Genomic DNA, 11,964 nt, shown 5'->3' with positions numbered 1-11,964 from the left:
AATCATAGTTTTGACTTACTTTATTGCGGAAGATTTTCTATTGCATAATCAGCTTCTTCTTTAGTGAACTGCTCTCCGTATTCTGAAACGAGTTGATCCCAAATTGCAGCAGGCGACATATTCATGCTTTGCTGATATATCTTTGCCTTTTCCAGAGCATTGCGATTCCAATCAGCTTGGACATGATCAACTGCATATTGAGCAGCTTCAGCAGAAAACTTTTCTCCGTATTCGGAGGTTAATTGATCATATAGACCTGCTTTTGACATATGCATAGTATCGCTATAGGTCTTAGCCTTAGCAAGTGCAGACCTATACTCCTGAGGTATATCGGCAGTGCCTGTTTCACTGGACTGATCCTGCTGCTCTGCACCGCTGGAAGTTTCATCGACAGAAGGTACAGAAGATTCTTCCTGAGGAATATAAGATAGTATAGGCTTTTTCCCGAGGTAATTGTTTAATGTATCTAAATATTTTTCTGCATCATCTTGAGACATAAGTGCATCAATACGTAATAATACGGTGTCGTATTTATACATATATTGGTTGATGACTTTTTGATCAGCCAAATCCTTAAGAGATGTATATCTATCAGCACAATCTTTCTGAGAGGAAAAAGTTTCTACGCTTCCTCCGACTAAATATACACTACCAGATTGATCAATTCGCTTGTCAGAAAAATCAGCCTTTCCGCTATATTCTCCGAAATAACCGAGAAGTCCATTAGGATCACTAGCATCGTCCCAAACCTGAATACCATTAGTATAAGTAATTTTATCCAAGAAGTGCATTACAATACTCTCAGCAGTAATCGATTTTGGCGCAGAGAATGAGGAACTCTGTGAAGAATCCTGGCTTTTTTCTAGCTTGTTTTTGAGAAATTCATTTTCCTTAGAAAGAGAATCCCGCTCTTTAGAAAGAGAATCGCGCTCCGCTACAACGGCATCATAATCCTCCTGAGAAATATTGGAGCTGCTACAGCCAGTTACAAAAAGGACAAAAAGTAAACAGGCCATAAGTAAGGGTAACGCTTTTTTCATTTGTTTTTCCTCTTTTCTTTTTATATTCTACACTGCAAAGAGCAGTGGCAGTGCCAAAGTTATGTTTTAAATTTGCGGCAGGCTTTCAGCCCTTTATGCTATACTAAATTTAACAAATGAAGGAGTCTCTCCAAAAACAAAATAAATGTTTATGCAATCTTTTAGGAAACAGCGGAGACTACTCTTTTCTTTACTGAAATACCTAATTTTATGATAGCATGAATATTTTATTTTATCAACCCTACCCTCTGCATAATTTGTCGAAGACTTTTTATTGCATCCTCGCCTGCTTTGCGCTACAATATTACCAGTTATTTCCATTTACTAAACACAGAACGGAGGAAGCTTATGAAGGTACAATGCCGAAAATCCGGGCGCTGCCTGATCGTTGCCCTCTCGGGCGAAATGGATCACCACGCCTCTGATCTCATCCGGCGCAAAATTGACGACGCCTACCATGTGCAGGGCGCCATTCACATAATTTTTGATTGTAAAGGAATGAATTTTATGGACAGTTCCGGCCTCGGTCTCATCATGGGACGTTATAAAACAGCTGCTTCCCTCGGCGGGCGAGTAGCTGTTACTCATGTATCCAAGCAGCTTGACCGCGTCCTTGCCATGTCCGGCCTATATAAGATCATTCAAAAATCCGATGATACCGAAAGTGCCATCCAAGCGCTGGAAGGAGGGAAGCAGCATGCCTAAAGAATATACGAGCGATTATATCAACGCCGAGCTCAGCAGCCGCTCCGAAAACGAAGGCCTGGCCCGCGTTATCGTATCGGCCTTCGCCGCGCGCCTCGACCCCACACTGGAGGAACTGGACGATGTACGCACCGCCGTATCCGAAGCCGTCACCAACGCCATCATTCACGGCTATGCCGGCAAAGAGGGCAGCATCCATCTGTGCTGCCGCATTGAGGGACAGACCCTTACCATCACGGTAGAGGATCACGGCATCGGTATCGCCGATCTGGATCAGGCCATGCAGCCGCTTTACACCTCTAAGCCCGAAGAGGAACGTTCCGGCATGGGCTTTACCATGATGCAGACCTTTATGGACGAGCTCACCGTCGACTCCATCCCCAATCAGGGAACAAAGGTGGTGATGCGCAAATCCTTTCGTCTCCTCCCCGAAGAAACCGCCGACTCTGGAGCTGATCCGCAAAGCGCAGCAGGGCGATGCGCAGAGCCGTGAGCAGCTCGTCGCCCAAAACACCGGCCTGGTCTGGGCCAGTGTCAGACGCCTCGGCCGCCGCGGCTATGACCCCGACGACCTCTTTCAGATCGGCGTCATCGGCCTCCTCAAGGCCATCGACCGCTTCGACACACGCTACAGCACCGCCTTTTCCACCTACGCAGTCCCCCTCATTTTCGGCGAGCTCCGCCGCTTTTTACGCGACGACGGCCTCATCAAGGTCAGCCGCAGCATAAAAGAGCAGGCCGCTGCCATCCTAAAGGCCCGTCAGCAGCTCGATCAGGAGCTGGGGCGTTCTCCCACCCTGTCCGAGCTTTCCAAGCATCTTGGACGACCTGCCGCCGATATCTCCGCCGCCCTCGCCGCTTGCAGCGACGCCGTCTCCTTTGACGCGCCAGCCCCTTCCGGCCGTGCCGGCAAGGAGCTCACGGTGCAGGACATGCTGCCAGATCGCGGGCCCGGTGAACAGGAACGTGTGGAGCGCATTGCCCTGCAAGAATCATTGCAGCATCTTTCGCCGCAGGAGGATTCGCTGATTCGCCTGCGCTATTTTCAAAACAAAACACAGACCGAAACAGGACGGCTTTTGGGTATGTCGCAGGTGCAGGTTTCACGCATGGAAAAGAAGATTCTGCTGCGGCTGCGGCAAAGCATGAGTGAATAATAAAAGAGGCAAGCAGATTCTCATCTGCTTACCTCTTTTTCTTTTAGCAGGTTGCACCACCCTTTAAATGCTTCTGCGCCGCCAGATTTTCCTCTTTGCGGCTCAGCAGCTCATCACCGAGCAGCTGCTCCTGCACATTTTCAAATCCCAGCCGGGCAATCGTATCGGAGAAGCGCTCTCCTGTATTTCCCTGTTCACGGAATAGCAAGATCGCCTTTTCGATCACATCCAGCACCTCGTCCTCACTGGTGAAAATTTTCTCAAGCGGCCGTCCCTGCGCCACTCTCTTGCCCCAGCGCCCGCCGATATAGATCTTATATCCATTTGTATAGCCCTCTACTGCATGGAACGGACATTTGCCCAGACAGCGTCCGCAGTGGTTGCAGCTGTCCGGATCAATCGTGATCTTGCCGTCCGCCATCTGCGCTACCTGAATGGGGCAGTTATTTTCCACCTGACACACCTTGCAGCCGCGGCACTTCTCCAGATTGATTTCCGGCACGCGCTGTCCGATAATCCCCAGATCATTCAGATCTGGTTTTACACAGTTATTTGGGCAGCCGCCAACGGCAATTTTAAACTTATGCGGCAGCTTGACGCTGCTATAGCCATGATAAAAGCGCTCATGAATTTTTTCTGACAGATCAAAGGTATCGATCAGGCCGTATTGACAGGTCGTGCCCTTACAGGAAACCACCGGGCGCACCTTAGAGCCCGTACCGCCGGTCTCCAGCCCATACTGCGCCAGATACTCGCGCAGCGGCTCGATATTTTCATAGGGAACACCCTGAATCTCCATGGTCAGGCGGGAGGTCATCGTAATCTCTCCGCTGCCGAACTTTTCAGCAGCCTCCGCGATCGCTCTGCTTTCCTCCGTTGTGATCTTGCCGTTTCTCGTAATCACGCGGCCATTAAAGCAGTCGGCCGTACGCTTATCGCGTAAAAAGCCCAGTGCCTTAACTCTCGTAATATCCTCCGCCGACACACTGGCTTTTACGCCCTCTACTTTCACATCATTAAAGAATGTAGAACCTTCCAGTACGCGTGTATGAGTATAGCCATACTGCTTTAAGCGGTTTTGCAAGAAATAGGCCCGTTTGCCTCGGGTACACACGAGCAGCAGCTTTTCATCCTTTTCGATCCCCTCCAGCGGTCCGTTTACCTGATTCAGATTCACATACCGCGCACCGGGGATGCTCGGCGCCTTGCTGACATCCAGCACTGTATAGCCCTTTGCCGCCCCGCTGGCATACTCTGCCGGCGTCATGCTTTCAAGCTCTCCGCTGAGCTTATTCTGCAGCACATAAATGGCCTGTACAAACGGATGAATCGCTGTGGAAAACGGCGGTGCATACGCCAGATCCATGTTCTCAAAATCCTCCAGCGCTGCTTCCATCGAAATACCCACTGCTGCAATATCAATCATCTTATCCACACTGCCCGGGCCCAGCACCTGAGCGCCCAGCAGTCTATGGCTGCCCCGGTCTGCCACCAGCTTGGTCACAAAGAAAGCCGCATCCGGATAATAATGCGCCTTATCCTCTGTCACGCACAAAGCGCTGATTGCATCATATCCCTCTGCCTTAGCCTGCACCTCTGTCAGCCCCGTCCTGCCGGCATTCAGCTGTGGCAGTCTCACTACGCCGGTTCCTAATACACCGGCATACGTCTTGTCATTTCCGCCGATCACCTGCGCCAGTGTGCGCCCCTCATAATTAGCGGAGGAGCCCATAGGCGACCACTGAGGCTTCCCGGTAAGCCGGTTATGCACCTGCGCACAGTCTCCGGCCGCATACACATCCGGCAGATTGGTCCGCAGCTTTTCGTCCGTTACAATCAGTCCCTTTTCCATCGCCAAGCCGCTGTCCTTCAAAAAGTCCGTATTCGGCCGGATGCCGGTAGCCAGCACAACTACATCTGCCGGAATTCTTCCGCCGCTCGTCTGGGCGCCGCTCACCGCTTCCTCTCCTTCAAGACTTATCAAAGAGGTGCCTGTCATTATGCGAATTCCCATTTTCTGCAGATGCTTTTTAGCATAGGCCGCCATCTCCTCATCCAGCACGCCCGGCATGATCTGCGGCGCAAGCTCCAGAGCCGTAACAGAAAGATGCTGTGCCTTGAGATTCTCAGCCGCCTCCAAGCCGATAAAGCCTGCTCCGACCACCAGCGCCCGTTTTGCGCCCTTGGCGCTGATATAAGCGCGCAGATTGACCGCATCCTCAGGCGTGCGCATCGTAAACACACCCGCAAGCTCTGTGCCCGGAACCGGCGGCACGGCCGCAGAAGCGCCCACGGCTATCACACAGGCGTCATAGCTGTACTCTTCTTTGGCCTCTGTCTCCAGATTGCGCGCAAGCACTGTTTTGGTCTGCGGATTCAGGCTTATCGCCTCCCGGCGTGTGAGCACCTCCACCCCTGTAAGCGCGGCATACTTTGCCGGCGTATTGACGATGAGCTCCTCCTGATTTTCGATAAGGCCGCCCACATAATAGGGCAGGCCGCAGCCCGCATAGGAAATATGCTGGTCCTTTGTAATCAGGGTAACCTGTGCGCTGCGGTCCGTTCTTTTCAGCTTGGCCGCTGCTTTGGTGCCGGCGGCTACTCCACCGATGACTAATACTTTCATACTCGTCTCCTGCTTCTATTTAGAATTTTTAAATCCTGCTTTCTATAGCTGTATTATAATCTGCTGCTCAGCGTATGTCAACGCCGCTCAAAACAAAGCCTTACATCTGCTTGCGGACGATCTTGTACTCATCGCCCGGCTCATAAAACGGGCAGCTTTTAAAGGTTCCGCGCAGAAACTGCTCCATCTCATCCTGATCCAGATCCATTTCGCAGACATAGCTTTCATATTCATCATCATACGCATAATGCATGCATTCCTCACAATTGATTGCCATCCGGTCTTCCTCCTTCATTTATGATAGGGCTCGTTCATCTGAATGCGGTAAGCCCGATAAATTTGCTCTAACAGGATCACACGCATCAGCTGATGGGGAAATGTCATTTTAGAAAAGCTGAGTGCATAATCCGAGCGCTGCCGCACTGCCTTTGCCAAACCAATAGAGCCGCCGATCACAAAACAGAGATGGCTCCTGCCCTGGATGCCAAGCTGCTCCATTTTTTTAGAAAATTGCACTGAATCCAGCATCTGGCCTTCAATTTCTAATGTGATCACATAAGCGTCCTCCGGCAGCTGTTTTAAAATGCGCTCTCCCTCTTTGTCGCGGATTTTCTCCTCCTGCAGCGCTCCCGCATCGTCCGGCGTTTTTTCATCGGCCACCTCGATCATCTTTAGCTTGCCATACCGGCTAAGCCGTTTTTCATATTCGGCTATGGCCTCACGCAGGTATTTCTCTTTGATCTTTCCCACAGTAATCAATGTAATTTGCATTTTATCTCCGGTCCCCCTAACTAAAAAAGGCCGCTCTTCGCAGAAAGCATATCCGCTATCCTGCTCAGCAGCGACCTCTCATTATTTACTTAACTCATGCCAAATCCGGCCTTTTTTCAGCCGGCATGCTCCTCCGCCGGATGAAGTCCCGGGTCGTCATCATTAATTCGGTCGATGCAGGCCCCCAGCTTTGTCAGCTTATCCACCATACCTTCATAGCCTCTGTCGATATATCCTACATTTGAAATGACCGTACTGCCCTCTGCGGCAAGTCCTGCCAGCACCATAGCAGCGCCGGCGCGCAGGTCTGTGGCCTGCACCTCTCCGCCCTGCAGCTGATCCACGCCTTCAATCACGGCAATATGACCCTCCACATCTATTTTGGCGCCCAGACGCTTCAGCTGCTCTACATAGCGGAAGCGCGAATCAAAAATGCTCTCGTTAATCATACTGGTTCCCGGGATCATGGACAAAAGCACCATCATCTGCGGCTGCATATCCGTAGGAAAGCCCGGATAAGGAAGCGTTTTAATTTTGGTCGGCTTCATATGCTCACTACCTACCACCCGGATGCTCTCATCCCTCTCCATTACCGAAACGCCAATCTCGCGAAGCTTCGCAGAAATAGAATCCATATGCCGCGGGATCAGATTTGTAATCGTCACATCGCCTCCGGTAACGGCACTGGCCATCATATAGGTGCCAGCCTCAATCTGATCTGGGATAATCGCATACTCTGACCCATGCAGCTTCTGTACGCCGCGGATACGGATCACATCGGTACCGGCTCCCTTTACATCAGCTCCCATGCTGTTTAAAAAGCTGGCCGTATCCACCACATGCGGCTCCTTAGCCGCATTCTCAATCACCGTTGTTCCTTTGGCCAAAACGGCAGCCATCATAATATTGATCGTCGCACCCACGCTGGCCACATCCAAAAAGATATTGGTCCCCACGAGCTCCCGCGCCTTCATTTCGATCAGCGTCTTGGTATTAACCTCCGCTCCCAGCGCTTCAAAGCCTTTTACATGCAGATCAATGGGACGGACTCCAAAATCACATCCGCCGGGAAACGCTACCTGCGCATGCTTAAATCGGCCCAGCAATACCCCTAAGAAATAATAAGAGCCCCGCATTTTACATACAAGCTCTGAATCCACACAACCATTGTGCATATATCGACTGTCAATCCGCAGCGTATGCTGATCCAAATACTCTACCTTGACGTCCATGTCCTGCATAATCTGAACCAGATTTTTAATATCTGCGATATCAGGAACATTTTCTAATATAACTATATCATTTGCCAAAAGCGCCGCCGGCATAATTGCTACAGCCGCGTTTTTGGAACCGCTGACGACTACCTCGCCATGCAGCGGCTTTTGCCCGTGAATTATGATCTTTTCCAAAATTGCCACCTCAATCAATGAGTCTATCTAAATCTAAGTTATTATAGCATAAACTCAAAATAAATCAACCTTTTTTTACTCTAGCTGTCTCATCCGGTATTTTTTGCCAGATTCCAGCACAATGGTCAGGGCAGGGACCCCTAGGCTCTCCTTCTCTTTACTTGCGAGCTCATACCCTTCCAGCACCTGCACAACCGTCTCCCGTGTGTCCTCCTTCATCTCTTTTTTTATCATGCCCAATTGCGCATATAAAATTTCATCCATTGGCAATAAATTGTAAGATTTTTCCGACTCGCCTTCTATCCCCCAATATGTCAGCACAGCGCTCGTCACCCCCTGAGGCGCCATATAGATTTCAATTTGATTGAAATATAAAACGGCTCCCTCCCGCATCTGACAAAAAACAAAGTAAAATTTGTCCTCTCGTCTCTCGCTCTCTGCAAAATATACCTGTTCTCCCAGCCATTTCTGCGCAAAGCTGCGGGCAATCGGAAGCAAAAGCTGCTGCCGCTCCTCCTCACTTAGCTCCTTCTCCTGCCAGCTATTTTTCTCCTTTTCGGCCGGCTCCCCGGTCTCATCCGTATATACAATCTGATGCTTTTGCCAGTCCGTAATGACCGTTACACTCCCTGCTCTGTACTGCACCTTGGATCCATATATATAAGATTTATCATATCCCGTATCCAGCACCGTTTCTGCAAGCTTATCCAAATCAGCCTCGCCCAGCAGCAGATACCTTCCCTGCGCGCTTTCTCCCTCAGGCTCAAAGGCAAAATCAATCTGGTTTTCCTCATATAAATTCACAATCTGCTGGATCTTCTCTGCCGGCACCCGATTCATCCTGTCCCTTTGATATACATAATAACCGCACAAAAACAAGTTCAAACAGAGCAGCAATATCAGGATTATCACCGTCATTCTTTTTCCGTTCATCTGCTCCCTCCTTCTTTTCTGCCGTTATAAAATCAACTGGCCATCGTCCATGCCCTTCCCTCTCTGGTCTCTGCCTCCCATTGCAGTACCAGCCGGTTTCCCGATAAATAATAGGTCAGCCTGGGAGCCTCTTTCAGCCTCCAGCTTCTCTTCTCCAGCAGATCCACCGCATCAAGCCACGTGCTCTGCAGCTCATAAGCGCTATCCTTTTCAACCTCTATATCAATGACATACCGTTCATACCGTCTAACCCTTTTGCCTTCGACCGTGATCTTTATAGGAAATTCCATCCGCCATTCTACCGTCTTCACCGGCTCCATCCGATAGGGGATCCCCCGTATCAGATAGTTAAAATAAAATACATAGCTGCCACCTGCACGCTCGCAGCCGGAAAATACGCACTGTACATCTCCTGTTTGAGAGCGTTCTATATCCTGCTGCAAAAATTCTACCGCCAGCTGATACGCTTCCTGCATCGGAATCTGCTCCTTCTCCGCATCTGTCAGCGTTTCCACATACTGCAGCCTCCCCGAAGCATCGATTTTCACCGTCATCTTCTCATTGATATACAGCATCGTATTATCGGTTTCCTTCGTGGATACCGTTTCCGGATATTCAAAAAACTGCATGGCATATTGCTGCATTCTTTCCCTGTTCATTTCTCCGTCCAGTAAAAAGGCAGATTCCGCTTTTACCCGATAGGCCGTCTCCCTCTGCGTCTGCTCCAGCACATAGCCGGCCTGCTCAAACGCTCCCGGCCATGCCCAGTCTGTTGCCAAATGCTCCTTTTTAAGTAACGTCCCCTGCTGCAGCAAAATATCCAAAAGGTGCTGATTTTCCTCCCAGCGCCATCCGCCGTCCCCCGCAAGCTTAGCATACTGCTCGGACTGTGCGTTAATAAAATATATCTCAACCGGCTGCGAAGCCGACTGCGAAGGCAGAATCCAGATTTCCTGCCAGCTTTCCTGCGGAAGAACAGTCTCGGCGTCCGTCAGCTGCGCCTCTATCAAAACAGTATCCGGCTGAAAGGTGTAAGTAAAAATACATTTTTCCCTTTCCCATGGCAGTGCCTCCTCCGAAATCAAAAGCGCTTGGCCTTTCTCTCTCCACAGCCGCTCCAGAACCTCATATCCCTGTTCAAACACAGCCTCAAAGCCTTCATCCTCTTGATCCAACCTTGCGTAGCTGCCCCTTTCGCTGCCGCCCAGTGTAATGTACATCACATATGGCCGCAGCAAATTCGTACTCAGCAGCTCCTGCTCATCCCTCTGCTTTTCACCGCTGCCTCCGCCCGGCATCTCCCAGAAAATCAAAACCATCTGATAGACCGCCAGCACAAACAGCAGCGCAATCGCTGTCAGATATGTTCTCGTTTTGATTGAACGCTTCATCGCGGCCTTCCTTCCAGCACTTCATAAATATTCAGATAATATCCTTTTAAATCCTGTGCCAGCTGCTTACGATACCGATGATATATATACGTACTCGTCTGCTCGCCCACCTGTACTACCACGCATTGCCGCCCCAGCACGGGCAGCGGTACTGTCAGCTCATATAGACCGCTCTCTTTCACTTCCTGCTCCGAATGATACAGCAGCGCCGCCTCATCCTCCATTACATATACGTTACAGATAATCGGCGTACCCTCCTCTGCGCTTCCTGTTATAAACGTCTGATTCTCCAGCGTACTGTATTCCTTCAGCTCCTGCGCTCCATATCCTGCTTCCATCAGCAGTATAAGCGTCACAAGCAAAAACGCCACGCCGCTTCTCATCCTCTCATCCCTCCTTAGGAAATGCCAGCCAGAACTGACTGCCCCTTCCCAGCTCGCTTTTAACCCAGATCCGGCCGCCGTGCAGCTCCATCATCTCCTTCGCAATAGAAAGGCCCAGTCCCGTACCTCCCATCGATCTTGATCTAGCTTTATCCACCCGGTAAAAGCGATCAAAAATATACTTTTGATCCTCTGCGCTAATGCCAACGCCATTATCCCGGATCACCACCCTGACCTCGCCCTGCTCCTCATAGATGCCCGCCTCAATCATCGCTCCGTCCGGGCTGTATTTCATCGCGTTAGTCAGCAAATTTCTAAATACTTGCTCAATCTTCCGTTTTTCTCCTGGCACCCAAAACTCTTCCGGCAGCGCCGGCAACCCGTTCATGCGCTCCGCCTTATCGCCGTCTTCCCCGTCCGCAATCCAGCGGACGCACTGACTGCGTTTTTTCGCCTCCCATTCACAGCGCTGCAGATTGTCGCGCAGCAGCTCGCCAAGCTCTACCGGCTCTTTGACAAGCTCTATCTGATGAGAGTCCAGCTTAGAAAGCTCCAGCAGGTCAGCAATCAGCATAGCCATCCGGTCTGATTCCTGACTGACCACGGATAAGAACCGCTTGACAAGCTGGGGATCCTCTGCCTCCATATCCAAAAGCGTTTCTACATAGCTTTTTACCGTTGTGATAGGTGTCCGCAGCTCGTGGGATACGTTCGCCACAAAATCCTTCTGCATCTGCTCCATCTGCTGCAGCTCCAAAATCATCCCGGAAAGCTCGTGCGCCATATGATCAAAATGATGCTCCAAATGAGCCAATTCATCGCCCTCTGTCTTTAGATCTGCATTTTCCGTTTCGGCAATCTGCAGATTGCCGGAGGCCAGCTCCTGAGTTTTTCTTGTCAGCCGCAAAATAGGCCCTGATATGTTGACTGCTAAAAAATATCCCAGCACGCCGGCAATCACGATTCCCAGCAGAGTACTGATAAAGATGGTATAGGCGGCATTTTTTAAGCTCTCCTGTATGGTGCCCACCGACTGCCGGATCAAAATAATATACGCCTTTCCGCTTTGCGCAAGCTCAAAGCGCAGCGCATAATCGGCAACCTTTTCCTGTCCGTCATAAGCCGTATGGATATACAGCTCCTGCATAGAACTGCCCATACGCACATCAATGACGGCCCGGGAGGCCAGCACTGCATCCGTCAGCTCTCCTTCCCGGCTGTATAATAGCTGACCTTCTTCGTCTAAAAGATAGACGGCTTTTCCGCCGATGGCCATGACATCTGTATTCATGGACTCCAGCATCAAAGCCGTTAAGATTTCCCCAAAAATCTCCTGCGGTTCCTGGCCGCGCGTCAAATTCTCCGTAGACAGCACATCTACGATTCGCTCTGCTGTATATTCAAGCTCTTTAAAGGCGTCCTCATATGCATTACTTCTTAGGTTAAATAAGATCAGCGTACCGCATCCGACCAATACGGTCACAACCAGGATCATATACAGACTGGCCATTTTCCATTTGATGCTGCCCATACGCTGCTCTCCCTTCCC

At 50.3% G+C, this 11,964-nt stretch carries 12 protein-coding genes; 3 read left to right on the top strand and 9 right to left on the bottom strand.

The genetic code is table 11. The features are described from left to right. Positions 1–20: 20 nt before the first annotated feature. On the bottom strand, positions 21–539 hold the full coding sequence (locus tag HFE64_04960; protein MCI8632814.1) for a hypothetical protein: 519 nt from the start codon (positions 537–539) through the stop codon (positions 21–23). 849 nt (positions 540–1,388) lie between these two features. On the opposite strand from HFE64_04960, the gene HFE64_04955 reads away from it, so the two are divergent. From HFE64_04955 to HFE64_04945, 3 genes are read left to right on the top strand one after another with little or no spacing between them, the layout of a single operon-like run. Continuing rightward, positions 1,389–1,745 (top strand): anti-sigma factor antagonist, encoded by a 357-nt coding sequence (locus HFE64_04955; protein MCI8632813.1) that lies wholly within the window; start codon positions 1,389–1,391, stop codon positions 1,743–1,745. Further along, entirely contained in the window at positions 1,738–2,238 is a 501-nt protein-coding gene (locus HFE64_04950; GenBank protein MCI8632812.1) for an anti-sigma F factor, read from the top strand. Before HFE64_04955 ends, HFE64_04950 begins: the two co-directional genes overlap by 8 nt. Next, entirely contained in the window at positions 2,192–2,902 is a 711-nt protein-coding gene (locus HFE64_04945; protein ID MCI8632811.1) for a sigma-70 family RNA polymerase sigma factor, read from the top strand. The genes HFE64_04950 and HFE64_04945 overlap by 47 nt, the downstream gene beginning before the upstream one ends. A 43-nt stretch (positions 2,903–2,945) precedes the next feature. Here HFE64_04945 and HFE64_04940 read toward each other — a convergent pair whose 3' ends face one another. The 8 genes from HFE64_04940 to HFE64_04905 form a co-directional block, all read right to left on the bottom strand. Next, positions 2,946–5,528, bottom strand: coding sequence for an FAD-dependent oxidoreductase (locus tag HFE64_04940; GenBank protein ID MCI8632810.1), 2,583 nt, complete (start codon positions 5,526–5,528; stop codon positions 2,946–2,948). Positions 5,529–5,628: 100 nt separating this feature from the next. Next, positions 5,629–5,823: a hypothetical protein gene (locus tag HFE64_04935; protein MCI8632809.1), complete on the bottom strand. Its 195-nt coding sequence runs from the start codon at positions 5,821–5,823 to the stop codon at positions 5,629–5,631. Next, complete coding sequence (gene rlmH, locus HFE64_04930) at positions 5,820–6,299, bottom strand: 23S rRNA (pseudouridine(1915)-N(3))-methyltransferase RlmH (GenBank protein MCI8632808.1); 480 nt, start codon at positions 6,297–6,299, stop codon at positions 5,820–5,822. Before rlmH ends, HFE64_04935 begins: the two co-directional genes overlap by 4 nt. A gap of 116 nt (positions 6,300–6,415) precedes the next feature. Continuing rightward, entirely contained in the window at positions 6,416–7,708 is a 1,293-nt protein-coding gene (locus HFE64_04925; protein ID MCI8632807.1) for a UDP-N-acetylglucosamine 1-carboxyvinyltransferase, read from the bottom strand. Between the two features lie 75 nt (positions 7,709–7,783). Continuing rightward, positions 7,784–8,641, bottom strand: a complete 858-nt coding sequence (locus tag HFE64_04920) for a hypothetical protein (GenBank protein MCI8632806.1) — start codon at positions 8,639–8,641, stop codon at positions 7,784–7,786. 32 nt (positions 8,642–8,673) lie between these two features. Further along, on the bottom strand, positions 8,674–10,032 hold the full coding sequence (locus HFE64_04915) for a hypothetical protein (protein MCI8632805.1): 1,359 nt from the start codon (positions 10,030–10,032) through the stop codon (positions 8,674–8,676). Next, entirely contained in the window at positions 10,029–10,415 is a 387-nt protein-coding gene (locus HFE64_04910) for a hypothetical protein (GenBank protein ID MCI8632804.1), read from the bottom strand. The genes HFE64_04915 and HFE64_04910 overlap by 4 nt, the downstream gene beginning before the upstream one ends. Positions 10,416–10,419: 4 nt before the next feature. Then, positions 10,420–11,946, bottom strand: coding sequence for a cell wall metabolism sensor histidine kinase WalK (locus tag HFE64_04905; GenBank protein ID MCI8632803.1), 1,527 nt, complete (start codon positions 11,944–11,946; stop codon positions 10,420–10,422). Positions 11,947–11,964 lie beyond the last annotated feature (18 nt).

The sequence above is a fragment of the Lachnospiraceae bacterium genome, from assembly GCA_022794035.1.
Classification (GTDB): Bacteria; Bacillota; Clostridia; order Lachnospirales; family Bianqueaceae; genus CALWPV01.
Note: the sequence above shows the minus strand (reverse complement) of the source record. Positions and strands in the feature narration are given on the sequence as shown.

Coding starts and splice junctions, on each gene's coding strand:
- HFE64_04920 (MCI8632806.1), bottom strand. CDS start 8,641: ATGAACGGAAAAAGAATGACGGTGATAATCCTGATATTGCTGCTCTGT.
- HFE64_04915 (MCI8632805.1), bottom strand. CDS start 10,032: ATGAAGCGTTCAATCAAAACGAGAACATATCTGACAGCGATTGCGCTG.
- HFE64_04955 (MCI8632813.1), top strand. CDS start 1,389: ATGAAGGTACAATGCCGAAAATCCGGGCGCTGCCTGATCGTTGCCCTC.
- HFE64_04910 (MCI8632804.1), bottom strand. CDS start 10,415: ATGAGAAGCGGCGTGGCGTTTTTGCTTGTGACGCTTATACTGCTGATG.
- HFE64_04935 (MCI8632809.1), bottom strand. CDS start 5,823: ATGAAGGAGGAAGACCGGATGGCAATCAATTGTGAGGAATGCATGCAT.
- rlmH (MCI8632808.1), bottom strand. CDS start 6,299: ATGCAAATTACATTGATTACTGTGGGAAAGATCAAAGAGAAATACCTG.
- HFE64_04950 (MCI8632812.1), top strand. CDS start 1,738: ATGCCTAAAGAATATACGAGCGATTATATCAACGCCGAGCTCAGCAGC.
- HFE64_04905 (MCI8632803.1), bottom strand. CDS start 11,946: ATGGGCAGCATCAAATGGAAAATGGCCAGTCTGTATATGATCCTGGTT.
- HFE64_04960 (MCI8632814.1), bottom strand. CDS start 539: ATGTATAAATACGACACCGTATTATTACGTATTGATGCACTTATGTCT.
- HFE64_04940 (MCI8632810.1), bottom strand. CDS start 5,528: ATGAAAGTATTAGTCATCGGTGGAGTAGCCGCCGGCACCAAAGCAGCG.